Below are 18,047 nucleotides of genomic sequence, written 5' to 3'. Positions count from 1 at the left end.
GGTGTTTATATGTTAAATTTATTTGTCTTATTATTAGAACGTGTTGGTTTAATTATACTCGTCGCATACATATTAATGAATACCACTTATTTTAAAAATATGATGGGTGAGCGTGATAAATGGTATGTAAAATGGCGATTGATTATTGTATTTTCATCATTTGCATTACTATCTAATTTTACAGGTGTAGCGATTCATAATGGTGAAATTGTTTCGAGTATGATTTATTTACATCTCGGTCCGGAAGTATCACTTGCGAATACACGTGTGTTAACTATAGGCGTTTCAGGATTGATAGGTGGTCCATTTGTAGGTCTGTTTGTAGGTGTGCTATCAGGTGTTTTTAGAGTTTATATTGGCGGTGCAGATGCATATACATATTTAATATCATCTATCGTCATTGGACTTGTCGCTGGTTACTTTGGTGCACAAGCAATGAAGTCTAAAAGTTATTTATCAGTGAAACAAAGTGCGTTAGTTGGTGCATCTACGGAAGTTATTCAAATGATTTGTATATTGATATTCTCATCTCAAAAAGCAGATGCATGGGAACTTGTTCAACTCATTGCATTGCCAATGATTATCATTAATGGATTAGGTACTGCGATATTTATGTCTATAATTATTTCGACAGTTAAACAAGAAGAACAAATGAGAGCAATCCAAACGCATGATGTATTAAAGCTCGTCAATCAGACATTGCCTTATTTTAAAGAAGGATTAACAGAATCATCTGCACATCAATCCGCAAAAGTTATCAAAGATCTCATGAAAGTTTCTGCTGTTGCTATTACAAATAAGACGCATATATTGGCACATGTTGGTGTAGCTAGTGATCATCACACACCTGATAAGACGATTATTACCGATTTATCTAAAGAGGTTATTGAAACAGGTCAACAAAAAGAAGTCTATTCTAGTAAAGATATAGGGTGCCAACATCCGAACTGTCCACTTGAAGCGGCGATCGTTATTCCGTTATATGTACATGATGATATTGTAGGAACATTGAAGTTATATTTTACAGATCATCATGATTTAACATTTGTAGAGAAACAACTAGCTGAAGGGCTCGCTAAAATATTCTCTAGTCAGTTAGAACTTGGTGCTGTTGAAACACAACGAAAATTATTACAAGATGCTGAAATTAAGTCGTTACAAGCTCAAGTTAATCCACATTTCTTTTTTAATGCGATTAATACGATTTCAGCATTGGTTCGAATTGATCATGAGAAAGCACGTCAATTACTATTACAATTGAGTCATTTCTTCCGTTCGAATTTACAAGGTGCGAGAAATAATACAATTACTATTGAAAAAGAATTAGAACAAGTACGTGCTTATATTGCTTTAGAACAAGCGAGATATCCCGATCACTTTAAAATTGAATTTGATATACCCGAAGAACATTATTCTGCACTTGTGCCACCTTTTGTTATACAAATATTAGTGGAGAATGCGATTAAACATGCCTTTACAAGTAGAAAAAATGATAATCGTATTTGGGTTAAAGTGATTCGTAATCATCAATCGATTCAATTATGTGTAAGAGATAACGGGCAAGGTATTCATGAAGATAAAATCGCTATTTTAGGTAAGACAACGGTTGCCTCTCAGTCTGGAACTGGAAGTGCGTTAGAGAATTTAAATAGAAGATTAATAGGATTATTTGGAAATCATGCAGAATTACAATTCGATTCAAGTGATAAAGGAACGAAAGTATGTACGATTATTCCACACAAATATCGAGAGGAGGAAATGTAATGCATGCGTTAATTGTTGATGATGAACCTTTAGCACGTAATGAACTGAAATATTTATTGAATCAAATTGGTTCATTTAGTCAAATTGAAGAAGCAGAGAATATTGAAGAGACATTGGAACAGCTATTGTCATACGAATTTGATGTTATATTTTTAGATATTAATTTGATGGAAGAAAGTGGATTAGATTTAGCGAAGAAAATCAATAAAATGAAACATGTTCCGCATATTATCTTTGCAACTGCTCATGACACATATGCTGTACAAGCATTTGAATTAGAAGCAACAGACTATATCTTGAAGCCATTTGAGAAATCAAGAATTGAACAAGCGATTAACAAAATCACGAATATCGAGACACAACAATCGGTTGATCCGAAACCGGTCAATCATGATGAAGTCTTACCTATTGAAATCGATGATCGTATTTATGTATTGAATGTAGATGATATTATTGCGATATCTGTCAACCAAGGTATTACGACGATTAATACGACTGACAATGAATATACGACAAACGAGCCACTCAGTTTCTATGAGAAAAAGCTCAGTCACGCTAAATTTATTCGTATTCATCGTGCTAGTATTATCAATAAATGGCATATACAATCGGTTGAACATTGGTTTAATTCGACGTATCAAGTGACGTTGACGGGGAACATCAAATTACAAGTTAGTCGATCATATATGAAGTCGTTTAAATCAGAAATAGGGTTAGTATAATTTTCAGAGTATAAATTTTGTAACTTAGAGGTCAATTATTGCATTTCGCATTGAAAACGCTTTAAAAAATGATTTTCATATTAAGATAACCTTAAGAGATTACTTCGGGAGGTTGTCAAAATGAAAAAAGTCAATAACTTCTTTCATCAAGTATTAACAATATCAATTGTATTATTAATTTCACATGTCATAGAAAGCTTTATGCCTATACCAATGCCGGCATCTGTTATCGGATTAGTGCTGATGTTTATCGCATTGACGACAGGTGTTATCAAGTTAGAACAAGTAGAAGCGGTTGGTACAGCATTGACGAATAATATCGGATTCTTATTCGTTCCAGCGGGTATTTCAGTAATCAACTCATTAGGAATTTTAAGTACGAGTCCAATACTTATCATATTACTGATTATTATTTCTACAATTTTATTACTTGTTTGTACGGGTATCTTTTCACAAATGATTATTAAACCAAGTGAAAAATCAGCTAAAAGTACGAAAGAAATTAACAATAAACGCGTGGCAGGTGATTATGCATGATGGAACATTTTGGCCTTAATACACCATATTTCGGTATCGGATTATCTGTAACATTATTCTTAGTCGGTACTTATTTATTTAAAAAATCAAATGGATTCTTCTTGTTTGCACCATTATTTTTCAGTATGGTTGGTGGCATTGTATTTTTAAAAGCGACAGGTATACCATATGAAAATTATAAAATAGGTGGAGATATTATTAATTTCTTCTTAGAACCGGCAACAATTTGTTTCGCAATTCCTTTATACAAAAAACGTGAAGTACTTAAAAAACATTGGCATCATATCATGGGTGGTATTGCGATTGGAACAGTAGCAGCACTTGTTATTATTTATATTGTAGCGAAATCATTCCAATTTGGTGATGATATTATCGCATCAATGTTACCACAAGCAGCAACAACTGCAATTGCATTGCCAGTTTCTGAAGGTATTTCGGGTATTAAAGAACTCACATCATTAGCCGTAATTTTAAACGCCGTTATTATTATGGCATTAGGTAATAAATTATTGAAACTCTTTAATATTACAAATCCGATTGCGAGAGGATTAGCCTTAGGTACAAGTGGACACACACTCGGTGTCGCTGCAGCAAAAGAATTAGGTGAAGTAGAAGAATCAATGGCCAGTATTTCACTTGTTCTAGTTGGTATTGTAGTGGTAGCAGTCGTTCCATTCTTTGTTATGTTCTTATTATAGGAAAAAATGACAAGCGCCTGTAACATAAACATGTTACAGGCGCTTGTCGTTTTATTTATCTACTAAAATCCATCTAGATAATATAAACGTTATAGGAATTGTAAAAATTAATCCGATAAATGGTGCAAAAGTTTCGTTTACATGAAGTAATTCTACAAACACAAATAATAATAATGTCTGTAATCCTATATTTACAACTTGAGTAATAGGAAATTGAATGAATTTTTTTACGGTAGGTTGAACACGATAAACAAAATAACAATTCAAATAAAATGAAATGATAAAGCTTATTATGAAACTCAATATATGACTTACTAAATATTGAATGTCGAGCACTTTTAATAATAATAAATATATCCAATAATAATTAATTGTATTGATGCCACCTACAAGTATAAATCGAATCATTTCACCGTGTTTCTTGAACATATAGTTACTCCTTAAGTACGCGATTTATTATACGACCAGGCCACGTTTAGTACTATATTGTTCGTATAAATGGTCTTGTGCAATTTCTTCTAAAATCTCAACGACTTTATATACTTCTTCATAAGATGTATATAAAGCAATAGGTGCTAATCGAATAACATTTGGCTCTCTGAAATCAGGAATGACGCCTTTATCTTTCAACGCTAAACTGATTCTATATGCTTCATCATGTACTAAACATACATGTCCACCTCGTTTAAAATCATCACGTAAGTTCCCAACTGAATAACCATAATCGGTTAACTTTTCATCAATTAAATACATTAAGTATGACGTAATATGAAGTGATTTTGTTCTAATAGCATGCATACCAACTTCGTTGAAAATGTTAAGCACACCTTCTAATGGTGCCATAGATAGAATATTTGGCGTTCCAACTTGCCACCCTGAAGCATCTCGTTGATGTTCAAATGTATGATTAAGTTGGAATTGTGTTTCGTCTTTATTCCCAAACCAACCGGCAGTACCAGGACTGCGATTAAAGTGTTTCTTATTGATATATAATCCGGCAGTTGAACCAGGTCCACCTGATAAATATTTATATGTACACCATACAGCAAAATCTGCATCAATTTGAGTTAAGTCCATTTCAATCGCGCCGATTGCATGACATAAGTCCCATCCAATGATGATTTGACGTTCCTTTGCAGCCATTGTAATTTTTGCCATGTCTAATACTTGGGCACTTCGATAGAGTACAGTAGGCAATAGAATAAGTGCAACATCATCCGTCATTGCATCAATAATGGCATCTTCATCAATGAATACACCATCTGAACTTTTAACAACTTTAACTGCATCGTTTGGATCTAATCCTTTTAGACGTACTTGACTATCTACTGCATAACGATCAGTAGGGAAGTTTAAGTCATCAACTAAAATTTTGTATTTATCTTTAGTCGGTTCGTAAAAAGTACTGATAGCTTGATGTATATTGGATGTCGTACTACCAACGACAACTACCTCTTCAGGACTGGCACCAATTAATGGCGCCATGTTTGAAGCAATGTGCTTAGAATAATGATAGTATTTGCTGTCTTCAATATTCCAAATTTTGATACCTTCTTTTTTCCAATCTTCTAACGCATTGAGTAATGATGCCTCAGCATCTTTAGAAGCAAGACCTAAAGAATTCCCATCCATGTAAATTTCGTTAGGCTGTATATAAAATCGATCACGAACATGATATAACACATCCGCTTTATCCAAAGCTTCGGCAAATTCTTTTGTTGTATTAAATGAAGTATCCATTTGTTCATCCCCTTATAAATAATGAATCATTCTTTAAATATAATTGTATACTTTCCATGTAAAAGTCACAAAGATAATGATATTTGTGATGGGTGGATGTAGGATAAGGGTGTGAGATCAGGAAGTGTGAGGTTGGGATTGGGATTTTCAGGTCGATAAATAAAAATAGCGACCCGGAAATGGAGTTTTCAGGCCGATAAAATAAATTATCGACCCGAAAATGGAGTTTCTGGACCGATACGAAAAATTATCGGTCCATATTTTGTATCTCAGTTATCAATTATTCATTTTGACTACTAATCTTGCGGCGTCTCCTTTTGCTAGTCGGTCGAATCCTTCATTAATTTCATCTAGAGCCAACGTGTCTGTTAGTAATGAATCAATATCTAAGCGACCTTGTTTATAAAGCGCGATAAATCTTGGGATATCTCTCATTGGTACACAGCTACCTACATATGAACCTTTGATGGTTCTTTCTTCTGCTGCTAAAGTAACTTGTGGAAATGAAAATTCATGTTTAGGGTCTGGTAATCCTGTTGTTACTGTTGATCCACCACGTTTAGTGATTTTGTAAGCAACCTCCATTGCTGGCACTACACCGGCAGTTTCAAATGCATATTCAACGCCGCCTTTTACATATTCTTTAACTTGTTCAACAACATCATCGTCTCCTGAATTAAAAGTTGCAGTTGCACCGAGTTTTTTAGCTAATTCAAATTTACCTGGATTAATATCTAATGCAATGATTTCTCCTGCTCCAGCTAATTTAGCGCCTAAAATTGCATTCAAACCGATACCGCCTAATCCAACAACTGCAACTGAGCTGCCAGGTTTTACTTGTGCTGTATTAATAACTGCACCTATACCTGTAATAACAGCACATCCAAATATGGCTACTTTTTCAAGAGGAATGTCTTTATCAACTTTAACGATAGAGTGTTGCGAAACAACAGCATAATCTGCAAAGCCAGAAACTCCTAAGTGATGATGCATATTATCTTCATCATTATGTAGTCTTATGCCACCATCAAGTAGTTCTCCTTGCTCATTAGAAGCGGCGCCATTCTCACATAGTGCAGGTCTACCTTCACTACATGGTAGACAATGACCACAGTTTGGAATAAATGTACAGACAACATGATCACCAACTTCAAAGTTTGTTACGTTGTCTCCAATTTCAATAATTTCTCCTGCCGCTTCATGTCCAAGTGCCATAGGAGTAGGGCGTGGTCTACTTCCATTAATAACAGATAAATCTGAATGACATAAACCTGCCGCTCCAATTTTAATGAGCACTTCATTTTGATTCGGTTTATTTAATTCAAGTGTTTCAATTTTTAACGGTTTACTTTCTGAATATGGACTAGGTAAACCCATTTCGTGCAATACCGCTGCTCGTGTCTTCATTAGCTTTCACTCCTATATGATTAACATTATTCGTAATATCCATCTGTTGATTTTCTAAAGTCTTCAAATTGATTGCCATCATGGCCGAACCAAATTTGTGCATTTTTCTCTTTAGCGAGTTTTTTAATCTTTTCAACAGATCTTGCCCAGCCAATTGAATCATATAAAATACCAGGTGGCTTTAAAATGTCTCCCATACTTTCAGCTGTGTAAATAGCATCTGAAGCCAGTATAAGTGTGCCGAGTTCTTGAGTTTCTACTTCTAATCCAATCATGCCCCATGCATGACCACTACCGAAATTCAGCACTTTAACACCTTTAACAATTTCTAAATTATCTTCATAAGGTTTAATCGTTTTCCATGTTAAATCATTTTTAATCCAAGCATCAATATCCGCCCAAATATAAGCACCAGCTTTTTGGTTACGCGCATAAGTCTGCATCGTTCCATTAAGTTCATCATCGTGCACAATTACAGTTGCGTTTGTAAAATATTCAAGACAACCCGCATGATCTAAATGAAGGTGAGAAGCTACGACATAATCAACTTCGCTTGGATCGACATTAATTTGTTCAAGTCTATTAGGTAAGTAGCAAGATTCATCAGCAGTATAAGGGAATGCTTTTTGAGTTTGGTTAATCCATCTACCGTTTTCCCCCATAGAGTTAGGATTACAAGCTGTGTCGAACAAAATCTTTGCTTCAGGATGATCAATAAATACGGTGTAAATAGGGAATTCAAACATTTCATTAGGTGCATTAGGATTATCCAAAGTAGCTTGATTAGACCCAGCAATCATTAGATTCTTGTCCATTCTCATACGACCATTATCGAGCACATAAAGCTTTATTCCTTGATTATTTACATTTACCATAAATCATCACCTCAATCTTTAGTGTATAATTACATTATAGTTGTAATCGTTTTCAAGAACAATCAAAAAGACAAATGTAAAAGAGAATGAATAGGGTGATGAGGTTGGAATATGGACCGATAAAAAAATTTATCGACCCGAAAAAAGGATTACCAGGCCGATAAATAAAAATATCGACCCGAAAAAAGGATTACCAGGCCGATAAAATAAAATATCGACCCGAAAACGAGCTTTACAGGCCGATAAATGAAAACCTGAGTCATCGCATGATGACTCAGGTTCAATATTACAATATTAAATTAGAATGTTTGTCCTAATGCTTTTGCACGTTCGATTGCGTCTGCTTTGATTTCTTCTGCTTTTTCTGGGTTAGCATTATGGCCTTCAACAATTAAACCGTCAAAGTCAGTAATTCCGTAGAAGTTCATCATTTGTCCGATGTAACGGTGACCCATTTCTAAGTCAGCTGCTGGACCTTCACTATAGTATCCACCACGTGCTTGAATGTGTAATGCTTTTTTATCTGGTAATAAACCAACTGGACCTTCAGCTGTGTATTTGAATGTTTTGCCAGCTACTGATACTGAATCTAAGTATGCTTTCATAACTGGTGGGAATGAGAAGTTCCAGAAAGGTGTAACGAATACATATTTGTCTGCATTAACAAATTGATCACTTAATTCGTTTAAGCGACGTACTTTACCTTGTTCGCCTTCTGAAAGTTCTTCGAAGCCTTGTCCTGATTGTAATTTACCCCAACCAGCAAATACATCTGCATCAATTTGTGGAATGTATGAATTGTATAAATCGATATGAACGACTTCATCATTTGGGTTTGAAGCTTTATAACTTTCGATAAATGATTTCGCTGTTGCCATTGAAAAAGAAACAGTTTCATCATGTGGATGAGCTGTAATAAATAATACTTGTGACATAATAATATTTCTCCTCTGCGATAAAAATTAAACTAACTATAATTATTATACTTATTTTTTTTAGCAAATCAATAGGAATGCTCATGAAAATAAATGTTATTTTACACTTAAGTTTTAATAATGGTAGGATAAATGTAATGAAAGATAATTTGATAAGAGGGATGATGGTTTTTGAGTAAGAAATTATACTTAATGAGACATGGACAAACATTATTTAATGAGAAGAAAAAAATTCAAGGTGCATCTGATTCACCTTTAACACAATTAGGAATTGAACAAGCACGTATGGCAAAAAAATATTTCGATGAATCGAATATTACATTTGAATCGTTATACTCATCTACACAAGAACGCGCGAGTGATACGCTTGAAATTATATGTCCAGAAAGGCCATATATAAGATTAAAAGGATTGAAAGAATGGAACTTCGGACTTTATGAAGCTGAAAGTGAAACATTAAATCCTCCACATAAGCCAGGTGAAACTTCTTATGGAGACTTCTTTGTTGATTATGGCGGTGAGTCTAGTGAAGAACTGCAAAGTAGGATGAATGAAACATTAACAGAAATTATGAATACAGACGAAGCCAATACAATTTTAGCAGTAAGTCATGGGGGAGCATTATATATGTTTTTACAATTATGGTTACCATTTGAAAAAGTTAAAGAAGTGAAATTCTCCAATTGTTGCATACTAGAATTTGAATTTGAAGACAATACATTTAAATTTGTACAAGCCATTAATCCGACAGAAATGGCATAAAAAAGGGACAGTCATCGCTCATGATGTCTGTCCCGTTCTATTATTTAATTGAAGGTATATAGAATCTAGAATTTTCATAATGGAATATGATTTTAGAGTAGTCGAAAGGAATACCTGTGCTAGTGTAGAATATTTGTTCATATTCTAACGAAGGATCACCTTCATTTAGTTCTAAGTGTGTCGCATCTTCTTTATTTAATTTACCAATATTGAAATATATATCAGTGAATCCTACTTTGACTTTTAAGTTATTTTCAATGTAATGAAAGATAGAACCATTGGCGATTTCTTCATTCATGTATAAGACAACATTTTTACTAAAATAAGAAGTTTCAATACAGAATACTTCTCCATCAAGATATCTAATGCGATCTACAAGATAAACAGTATCATTGTCTTTTAACTTTAATTGTTGTTTAATATCATCTTCAGGTTGAATTTCCACGACTTTTAAGATTTTACTCGTTACATCGTGCCCTTTAAATTCATCTGAAAATCCATCAGCAGTAAATAAGTTAACAAATCCATCTCTTTTCGGATTTCTTACATAGATGCCACTGCCTCTAGCTTGATAGATTAAACCTGTTTTTTCTAGATTTTTGAGAGCATTGATAATCGTACTCTTGCTCACGTTAAATTCACTTCTTAAAACTTCAACACTTGGTAATTTATCCCCAGCTTCATAATGCCCATTATTGATAAGCGACTCAATACGTTCAGCAATAAGCTCGTACTTAAGCATATTAATCCCCACTTTATGATAGATATTACCCATATTATAGCACTTGTTAAATTAATAACACCAACTAAATCTATACCTATCTTTACAAATTGTACCGGTATAATTATAATGTAAGTGTATACAAAATATGCGGAGGTATTTAAATGGCTAAATTAAACAAAGACTTTTTATGGGGTGGCGCTTTAGCTGCTAATCAATTTGAAGGTGGATATGATCAAGGTGGTAAAGGGTTAAGTGTTCACGATGTGATGACTGCTGGTGAGCATGGTAAAGCACGTGAAATTACTGAAAAGGTTGAAGCGGACAAATATTATCCTAATCATGAAGGTATTGATTTTTACAATAGATATAAAGAAGATATTGGTTTGTTCAATGAAATGGGATTAAAGTGTTTAAGAACATCTATTGCATGGACGCGTATCTTTCCAAATGGTGATGAAACAGAGCCGAATGAAGAAGGTCTAAAGTTCTATGATAATGTGATAGATGAGCTTTTAAAATATAACATTGAACCTGTATTAACGTTATCTCATTTTGAAATGCCATTACACTTAGCAAGAGAATATGGTGGATTTAGAAATCGTAAAGTTGTAGACTTTTTCGTGCATTTTGCTGAAACTGTCTTCAATCGTTATAAAGATAAAGTGAAATATTGGATGACATTTAATGAGATTAATAACCAAATGGATACAAGTAATCCTATTTTCTTATGGACGAATTCTGGTGTCACTTTAACAGAAGAAGATGATGCTGAAGAAGTGTTATATCAAGTTGCGCATAACGAATTAATCGCAAGTGCACTTGCTGTATCAAAGGGTAAAGAAATTAATCCAAACTTTGTTATTGGGAACATGATTTCTCACGTACCTATTTATCCATATTCATGTAATCCTAAAGATATTTTAGAAGCGGAAGTTGCAAGTCGTTTGAGATATTTCTTCCTAGATGTTCAAGTAAGAGGATATTACCCAGGTTATGCATTAAAAATGTTCGAGAAAAAAGGTTACGACATTAAGTGGCAAGAAGGCGATGATGAAATCTTAAGAAATGGAACGGTTGATTATATCGGCTTCAGTTACTATATGTCTACAGTCGTTAAACATGATGCAGAACAAAGTGTTGATGGTAATATTGTGAATGGTGGATTACCAAATTCAGTAGAGAATCCATACATTAAAGTTAGTCAATGGGGTTGGGCAATAGATCCAATTGGTTTACGATATACTTTAAATGCTTTGTACAATCGCTATCAGTTACCATTATTTATCGTTGAAAATGGCTTCGGTACAACAGATGAATTTAAAGAAGACGGTACGATAGATGACCAAGAAAGAATCGATTACTTGAGAGAACATATAGAAGCGTCAATAGAAGCGGTTGATGAAGATGGCGTTGAACTAATGGGTTATACACCTTGGGGTATAATTGATATCGTGTCATTTACAACTGGTGAAATGAAAAAACGATACGGCTTAATTCACGTAGATCGAGATAATGCAGGAAAAGGAACATTAAAACGTACTAAAAAGAACTCATTCTATTGGTATAAAAATGTCATCGATACAAACGGTGAAGAACTTTAAGTAAATAATTAAATGTATATAAGTATACGTACAGAAATTTCATATGTGGCAATATTGCTAATTTAATATAGAGCTTGAGACAGTAAATAATGTCTTGAGCTCTTTTTTGATTGAAACATACACACAAGTTTATTGGAGATTTAACTTTATAATTTCTTCTATTTATGTAATTTACAAATACTCAAGATAATTATTTGTAAATTACAACATTGTACAACACAAATTTTATTTTAAAATATTTTCTTTTAAAATTAAGTATTGAATAATTTAAAATCGCAAAATATAATATTTTGTGATAAGTGCTCAAATATAAATAAGACTTATCAATAATTTAATTGATATTTTAGGAGGAATGTGGAATGAACAAAAAAGGGAAATCAGGAAGTAGAAGACTTGATTTTATCCCTAATAGACTCAATAAGTATTCTATTAGAAAATTCACTGTTGGTACTGCTTCAATTTTGGTTGGTGCTACTTTACTTTTTGGGATAGGTGAAGAGGCAAAAGCAGATGAGCAACAAAGTAATTCTGTACAATCACAGTCAAATAATTTAAAAGACGATGGTCATTCTGATGAGGATATAGAAAAACAAACATCAACAGAAGAACAAATTTTGAATCAAGAGCATACAGAAGGAAAAGCACCAGAAACTAGAACACCAGAAGAAGCGAGCACAGAAGAAAAAGCACCAGAAACTAAGACACCAGAAGAAGCGAGCACAGAAGAGAAAGCACCAGAAACTAAGACACCAGAAGAAGCGAGCACAGAAGAAAAAGCACCAGAAACTAAGACACCAGAAGAAGCGAGCACAGAAGAAAAGGCACCAGAAACTAAGACACCAGAAGAAGCGAGCACAGAAGAAAAAGCACCAGAAACTGATACACCAGAAGAAGCGAGCACAGAAGAAAAGGCACCAGAAACTAAGACATCAGAAAAAGTGAGCATAGAAGAAAAAGCACCAGAAGCTAAAACACAAGAAAGATTGAGCGCAGAAAAAGTATCCATGGTTAAAACACCAGAAGAAGAACCAAAAATCGAATCGCAACCTACAACAGTAGCACTAACTACTGAAGAAAAATCGACAACAGAGAAAACGCCAATTGAACAATCAAAAATAAATAACCAACTTGGTAATTTTACTGAAGAACAATTAACAAATGAAGTAAATGACAAAATCAATTATTTATCTGATGCTGACCGTAAGCAAATCATTACTAATGCAAAGATTGATTACAGTAAAGACTCAATTAAAGATGCAAGAAAGAAAATTGCATTAGAAGCGATTAGATATGCAGCTGAGAAGATTGATAAAAACAAAGTACCAGCTACAACTACTAGAAATTATACAGGATTTAGAGCTGCATCAATGGTAGATTCAAATGCAGAAGTTAAAGGCGAAAATGTGAATGATAAAGTAGTTATCGATAAGTTCAATTTTGATAAAAGAACTTTTGATCCAAACCAATCTGGATATACTAATATGAATGTGTCATTTAGAGTGACTGATTCTATTAAAGAAGGCGATTATTTTACATTTGACGTACCTAATAACTTATCATTAGATGGTGATATCGATTACAGTAAAGTTGGAGACCAAATGGGTATAGCTGACTTGAAAAATGCTAATGGAGATATTATAGCTACTGGAACTTACAATACTAAAACAAAGCAAGGTAAATATACTTTTACAAACTTCGTTAATGAGAAAGAAAATGTAAAAGGTGGATTTGAAATTCCAGTATTTACAGATAGAAAAGTATCTCCAAGAAGTGGAAATTATCCAGTGAGCTTTAATATAGCTGGAAAGCAATTCAATACAACAATTAATCTTAACCACAGTTCACCATTTGTTGGTGCTCCGGGTCCAAATGGAGCAAATGTATCATCATTTATTAATAAAATAGATATTGGTTCAGGTGAAAGAACTTATAAACAAGTAATATATGTTAACTCATTAGGTAAACAACTTTATGGAGCAAATGTTAATATCAAAGGTTATTATGATAACCCTGAGGTTAGTAGCACATTAGTTAATTCAGATGACACTAGTTATAAAATTTATGAAGTAATTAATCCTAATCAGTTGAATGAAAGCTATTATGTTGATCCTAATAATGAAAACTTTAAAGATGTTACTGCGAACTTTAGAAATTATATCACAGATAATAATGATAACTCTATGGATATAAGATTTGGTGATATTAATAAAGCTTATGTTATTTTAGTTGATGGTCATTATGACGACAGTGATAAAGATGTATTAACACGAGTTACACAAACAAACCGTAATTATTATGGTACACCAAGTTCATTCTATTGGGATAACCGTAATATTCTTAAAGCGGGATCAGGTAACGGTGATGGTGAAAACAGACCTAAATTCAACCTAGGGGATTACGTTTGGGAAGATACAAACAAAGATGGTTTACAAGGTGAAGATGAAAAAGGAATTGGAAATGTAACAGTTATCTTGAAAGATAAAAATGGACAAGAAATCAGTAGAACAACAACAGATGAAACTGGTAAATACATTTTTAGAGGACTTGAAAACGGTGAATATAAGGTAGAATTTGAAACACCGACAGGATATAAACCAACTATAGAAAATCAAGGTGACGATGCAAAAGATTCAGATGGTCTTAATGTAGATGCAAGAATTCATGGCGCTGATAACATGACAATTGACTCAGGTTTCTACAAAGAAACGCCTAAGTACAATCTAGGGGACTACGTTTGGGAAGATACAAACAAAGACGGTATACAAGGTGAAGATGAAAAAGGAATTGGAAATGTAACAGTTATCTTGAAAGATAAAGATGGACAAGAAATTGGTAGAACAACAACAGATGAAACAGGTAAATACATTTTCAGAGGACTTGAAAATGGTGATTATACTGTAGAATTCGAAACGCCAGAAGGTTACAAACCAACTGTCGAAAATCAAGGTGATGATGCAAAAGATTCTGATGGATTAACTGTTACAGTTCACATCGAAGATGCTGACGATTTAACAATTGACACAGGTTTCTATATGGAAGAAGACTCTGATTCAGATAGCGACTCAAACTCTGATAGCAACTCTGATTCAGACAGCGATTCAAACTCTGACAGCAATTCAGACTCAGATAGCGACTCAGATTCAGATAGTAACTCTGATTCAGACAGTGATTCAAACTCAGATAGCGACTCAGATTCAGATAGCAATTCAGACTCAGATAGCAATTCAGACTCAGATAGCGATTCAAACTCTAACAGCAATTCAGATTCAGATAGCGATTCGGACTCAGATAGCGACTCAGATTCAGATAGCAATTCAGACTCAGATAGCGATTCAAACTCTGACAGCGACTCAGATTCAGATAGCAATTCAGACTCAGACAGCGATTCAAACTCTGACAGCGACTCAGATTCAGACAGCGACTCAGATTCAGATAGCAATTCAGACTCAGATAGCGATTCAAACTCTGACAGCGACTCAGATTCAGATAGCAATTCAGACTCAGACAGCGATTCAAACTCTGACAGCGATTCAAACTCTGACAGCGACTCAGATTCAGACAGCGACTCAAACTCTGATAGCAACTCTGATTCAGATAGCAACTCTGATTCAGACTCTGACAGCGATTCAGACTCAGACAGCAACTCTGATTCAGACAGCGATTCAGACTCAGACAGCAACTCTGATTCAGACAGCGATTCAGACTCAGATAGTAACTCTGATTCAGACAGCGACTCAAACTCTGACAGCAATTCGGACTCAGATAGCGACTCAAACTCTGACAGCAATTCGGACTCAGATAGCGACTCAAACTCAGACAGCGACTCAAACTCTGATAGCGACTCAGATTCAGATAGCGACTCAGATTCAGATAGCAACTCAAACTCTGACAGCAATTCGGACTCAGATAGCGACTCAAACTCAGACAGCGACTCAAACTCTGATAGCGACTCAGATTCAGATAGCAATTCAGACTCAGATAGCGACTCAGATTCAGATAGTAACTCTGATTCAGACTCTGACAGCAATTCAGACTCAGATAGCGACTCAGATTCAGATAGCAACTCTGACTCAGACAGCGACTCAAACTCTGATAGCAATTCAGACTCAGATAGCGACTCAGATTCAGATAGTAACTCTGATTCAGACTCTGACAGCAATTCAGACTCAGACAGCGACTCAAACTCTGACAGCAATTCTGACTCAGACAGCGACTCAAACTCTGATAGCAATTCAGACTCAGATAGCGACTCAAACTCAGATAGCGACTCAAACTCTGATAGCAATTCAGACTCAGATAGCGACTCAAACTCAGATAGCGACTCAAACTCTGATAGCAATTCAGACTCAGATAGCGACTCAAACTCAGATAGCGACTCTGATTCAGATAGTAACTCTGATTCAGACAGTGATTCAAACTCTGAAAGCGACTCAGATTCAGATGGCAACTCTGACTCAGGCAGCGACTCAGATTCAGATAGCAATTCGGACTCAGACAGCAATTCAGACTCAGATAGCGACTCAAATTCAGATAGCAACTCTGATTCAGACAGCGATTCAAACTCTGACAGCGACTCAGATTCAGATATGGGAATGGGTTCAACTGATTCAAACAACAATGATGGAAACGGTATTGCAAAAGCTGCAACTACGTATGATCATGATAAATCAAATAATGATAAGAAATTACCAGACACTGGTGAACAACCAATAAATAATGGCGCTTTATTTGGCGGTTTATTTGCTGGAGTTGGATCATTATTCTTACTTGGTCGTCGCAAAAAAGATAACAAAGAGAATAACTAATTTTTTCTTAAGTAATATAAAAGTGGTTAGGTCATAGGGCTTAACCACTTTTTTTCATACAAATAGCTTGTTGAACAATAGAGAGTTTGTTTTATAAAGTATTTAAAGATTCCTAGTATTGCTAAAGGTTGATTTAATGAATAACTTTAAGTGATAATATGTATAAAGTTATTTTGAGATAATAAAAAATGATGTATGAAGGAGTCTTTTTAATGCAAGAGAGAAAATTAGTCGCTGAAAAAGAAATCGAAATTAATGTTTATGATATTGATGCTATGGGCATTGTGAGTAATATTGTCTATGTAAGATGGTTTGAAGATTTAAGAACGGCTTTTATCAACCAATATATGACTTACTCAGAAATGATGAGATTTAATATATCACCAATATTGATGAGGACTGAGGCAGACTACAAAGTACCATTGACGATTCATGACAAACCGGTTGGTAGATGTTGGTTAGTTAAAGTGAGTAGAATGAAGTGGGAACTAGAATTCGAAATTGCTACTGAAGACAAAGTGCATTGTACAGGATATCAAAAAGGTGGATTTTATAATGTGGTGGATGAGAAAATAGCACAAACACCGAAAGTATTTTTAGAAATTTAAGTTAGGGTGGCATATATGACAAATAATCAAGATACGTTATTTCAACCTATTGCTGTTTTTGATGCGGGAATTGGCAGTTATTCAATTGTAGAATTGTTAAAAAAGACATATCCAAATCAAGATTTAATATATTTGGCAGATCGCAATCAGTTTCCTTATGGTCAAAAATCTATCGATGAATTAAAAACTTTGATTACGGAAACCATTCATTATTTAGAAAAGTGGAATCCTCGTTTGATTATCGTGGCATCTAATGTACCAACGATTACAATTCTAGATGATTTGAAAGATGAATTTGATACTGAAATCATAGGTGTGTATCCACCAGTGAAAGAAGCATTAGAAAAATCTTCTACTAAACAAATAGGTATTTTAGGTGTTCAATCTTTAATTGAAAGTGATGCATTAAAAGAATTTATAGCCAATGAAGTTTCTTCAGGAAATGTATATCAATTTAATGCTTCTTCCTTAGTTGAATTAGTTGAAGACGGATCATTTATATCAGATAAATATCGTACTTTAATAACTGTGAAGAATTTTATGGATGATATTTTAGACCAACATGAAGAAATTGATATATTCACATTATCTTCTACACATCTACCGTGGTTGTATAGTTATTTTAAGGAATTATATCCACATATCATGTTTATTGATCCTGCTCAAACTGTTATTGAACAAGCAGCATCATTCACTTCCAACGGTCATGGAATGATTAAGACATTAGTAACTGAAAATGAGAACTATACTATAGAAGGTTTTGAATCCATACTTGAAAAGTTAAATATAGACTTGGACATTGAAAAAATTGAAATAAATTAAAATTTTCATTTTACAACTTTAGATTATATGTTAGTATATCTTAACGA

General features: G+C 34.1%; 15 protein-coding genes. 9 read left to right on the top strand and 6 right to left on the bottom strand.

Annotated features, from left to right (window positions below):
* The first annotated feature begins 9 nt into the window (after positions 1–9).
* From ACJTHF_RS05775 to lrgB, 4 genes are all read left to right on the top strand, one after another.
* The gene (locus ACJTHF_RS05775) at positions 10–1,764 is read left to right on the top strand and encodes a sensor histidine kinase (protein ID WP_232156869.1); all 1,755 of its coding nucleotides are present in this window, start codon (positions 10–12) and stop codon (positions 1,762–1,764) included.
* Entirely contained in the window at positions 1,764–2,486 is a 723-nt protein-coding gene (locus ACJTHF_RS05770; protein WP_058612605.1) for a response regulator transcription factor LytR, read from the top strand. Before ACJTHF_RS05775 ends, ACJTHF_RS05770 begins: the two co-directional genes overlap by 1 nt.
* Positions 2,487–2,606: 120 nt before the next feature.
* Positions 2,607–3,023 (top strand): antiholin-like murein hydrolase modulator LrgA, encoded by a 417-nt coding sequence (lrgA, locus tag ACJTHF_RS05765; RefSeq protein ID WP_058590672.1) that lies wholly within the window; start codon positions 2,607–2,609, stop codon positions 3,021–3,023.
* Entirely contained in the window at positions 3,020–3,721 is a 702-nt protein-coding gene (gene lrgB, locus ACJTHF_RS05760) for an antiholin-like protein LrgB (protein WP_058612607.1), read from the top strand. Before lrgA ends, lrgB begins: the two co-directional genes overlap by 4 nt.
* A 51-nt stretch (positions 3,722–3,772) precedes the next feature.
* Here lrgB and ACJTHF_RS05755 read toward each other — a convergent pair whose 3' ends face one another.
* The 5 genes from ACJTHF_RS05755 to ACJTHF_RS05735 form a co-directional block, all read right to left on the bottom strand.
* Positions 3,773–4,150, bottom strand: a complete 378-nt coding sequence (locus ACJTHF_RS05755; protein ID WP_058590670.1) for a GtrA family protein — start codon at positions 4,148–4,150, stop codon at positions 3,773–3,775.
* A gap of 27 nt (positions 4,151–4,177) precedes the next feature.
* A complete protein-coding gene (kynU, locus tag ACJTHF_RS05750) occupies positions 4,178–5,461 on the bottom strand; it encodes a kynureninase (protein ID WP_078355200.1) in 1,284 nt (427 codons plus the stop codon).
* Between the two features lie 276 nt (positions 5,462–5,737).
* Positions 5,738–6,868: a zinc-dependent alcohol dehydrogenase family protein gene (locus ACJTHF_RS05745; protein ID WP_208182632.1), complete on the bottom strand. Its 1,131-nt coding sequence runs from the start codon at positions 6,866–6,868 to the stop codon at positions 5,738–5,740.
* Positions 6,869–6,894: 26 nt separating this feature from the next.
* Positions 6,895–7,743, bottom strand: a complete 849-nt coding sequence (gene ahlS, locus ACJTHF_RS05740) for an AhlS family quorum-quenching N-acyl homoserine lactonase (protein WP_232156867.1) — start codon at positions 7,741–7,743, stop codon at positions 6,895–6,897.
* Positions 7,744–8,042: 299 nt separating this feature from the next.
* A complete protein-coding gene (locus ACJTHF_RS05735) occupies positions 8,043–8,678 on the bottom strand; it encodes an FMN-dependent NADH-azoreductase (RefSeq protein WP_025906904.1) in 636 nt (211 codons plus the stop codon).
* A 171-nt stretch (positions 8,679–8,849) separates the two neighbouring features.
* Between ACJTHF_RS05735 and ACJTHF_RS05730 the strand changes: the two genes are divergently transcribed.
* Positions 8,850–9,440, top strand: a complete 591-nt coding sequence (locus tag ACJTHF_RS05730; protein WP_199186580.1) for a histidine phosphatase family protein — start codon at positions 8,850–8,852, stop codon at positions 9,438–9,440.
* Positions 9,441–9,480: 40 nt separating this feature from the next.
* Here the strand turns inward: ACJTHF_RS05730 and ACJTHF_RS05725 are convergent, their stop codons facing one another.
* The gene (locus tag ACJTHF_RS05725; protein WP_106417598.1) at positions 9,481–10,182 is read right to left on the bottom strand and encodes a GntR family transcriptional regulator; all 702 of its coding nucleotides are present in this window, start codon (positions 10,180–10,182) and stop codon (positions 9,481–9,483) included.
* A gap of 143 nt (positions 10,183–10,325) precedes the next feature.
* On the opposite strand from ACJTHF_RS05725, the gene ACJTHF_RS05720 reads away from it, so the two are divergent.
* The 4 genes from ACJTHF_RS05720 (at position 10,326) to ACJTHF_RS05705 (ending at position 18,000) form a co-directional block, all read left to right on the top strand.
* On the top strand, positions 10,326–11,765 hold the full coding sequence (locus ACJTHF_RS05720; RefSeq protein ID WP_232156865.1) for a 6-phospho-beta-glucosidase: 1,440 nt from the start codon (positions 10,326–10,328) through the stop codon (positions 11,763–11,765).
* A 359-nt stretch (positions 11,766–12,124) separates the two neighbouring features.
* Positions 12,125–16,570: an SdrD B-like domain-containing protein gene (locus tag ACJTHF_RS05715; protein WP_232156863.1), complete on the top strand. Its 4,446-nt coding sequence runs from the start codon at positions 12,125–12,127 to the stop codon at positions 16,568–16,570.
* A 212-nt stretch (positions 16,571–16,782) separates the two neighbouring features.
* Positions 16,783–17,178 (top strand): acyl-CoA thioesterase, encoded by a 396-nt coding sequence (locus ACJTHF_RS05710; protein ID WP_088592162.1) that lies wholly within the window; start codon positions 16,783–16,785, stop codon positions 17,176–17,178.
* 15 nt (positions 17,179–17,193) lie between these two features.
* The gene (locus ACJTHF_RS05705; RefSeq protein ID WP_078355193.1) at positions 17,194–18,000 is read left to right on the top strand and encodes a glutamate racemase; all 807 of its coding nucleotides are present in this window, start codon (positions 17,194–17,196) and stop codon (positions 17,998–18,000) included.
* Positions 18,001–18,047 lie beyond the last annotated feature (47 nt).

The organism is Mammaliicoccus sp. RAM2, from assembly GCF_045897195.1.
Taxonomy (GTDB): domain Bacteria; phylum Bacillota; class Bacilli; order Staphylococcales; family Staphylococcaceae; genus Mammaliicoccus; species Mammaliicoccus sciuri.
This window is presented reverse-complemented; position numbering and strand designations above follow the sequence as displayed.

Coding starts and splice junctions, on each gene's coding strand:
- ACJTHF_RS05705 (WP_078355193.1), top strand. CDS start 17,194: ATGACAAATAATCAAGATACGTTATTTCAACCTATTGCTGTTTTTGAT.
- ACJTHF_RS05720 (WP_232156865.1), top strand. CDS start 10,326: ATGGCTAAATTAAACAAAGACTTTTTATGGGGTGGCGCTTTAGCTGCT.
- kynU (WP_078355200.1), bottom strand. CDS start 5,461: ATGGATACTTCATTTAATACAACAAAAGAATTTGCCGAAGCTTTGGAT.
- ACJTHF_RS05770 (WP_058612605.1), top strand. CDS start 1,764: ATGCATGCGTTAATTGTTGATGATGAACCTTTAGCACGTAATGAACTG.
- ACJTHF_RS05755 (WP_058590670.1), bottom strand. CDS start 4,150: ATGTTCAAGAAACACGGTGAAATGATTCGATTTATACTTGTAGGTGGC.
- ahlS (WP_232156867.1), bottom strand. CDS start 7,743: ATGGTAAATGTAAATAATCAAGGAATAAAGCTTTATGTGCTCGATAAT.
- lrgB (WP_058612607.1), top strand. CDS start 3,020: ATGATGGAACATTTTGGCCTTAATACACCATATTTCGGTATCGGATTA.
- ACJTHF_RS05715 (WP_232156863.1), top strand. CDS start 12,125: ATGAACAAAAAAGGGAAATCAGGAAGTAGAAGACTTGATTTTATCCCT.
- lrgA (WP_058590672.1), top strand. CDS start 2,607: ATGAAAAAAGTCAATAACTTCTTTCATCAAGTATTAACAATATCAATT.
- ACJTHF_RS05735 (WP_025906904.1), bottom strand. CDS start 8,678: ATGTCACAAGTATTATTTATTACAGCTCATCCACATGATGAAACTGTT.
- ACJTHF_RS05725 (WP_106417598.1), bottom strand. CDS start 10,182: ATGCTTAAGTACGAGCTTATTGCTGAACGTATTGAGTCGCTTATCAAT.
- ACJTHF_RS05775 (WP_232156869.1), top strand. CDS start 10: ATGTTAAATTTATTTGTCTTATTATTAGAACGTGTTGGTTTAATTATA.
- ACJTHF_RS05745 (WP_208182632.1), bottom strand. CDS start 6,868: ATGAAGACACGAGCAGCGGTATTGCACGAAATGGGTTTACCTAGTCCA.
- ACJTHF_RS05710 (WP_088592162.1), top strand. CDS start 16,783: ATGCAAGAGAGAAAATTAGTCGCTGAAAAAGAAATCGAAATTAATGTT.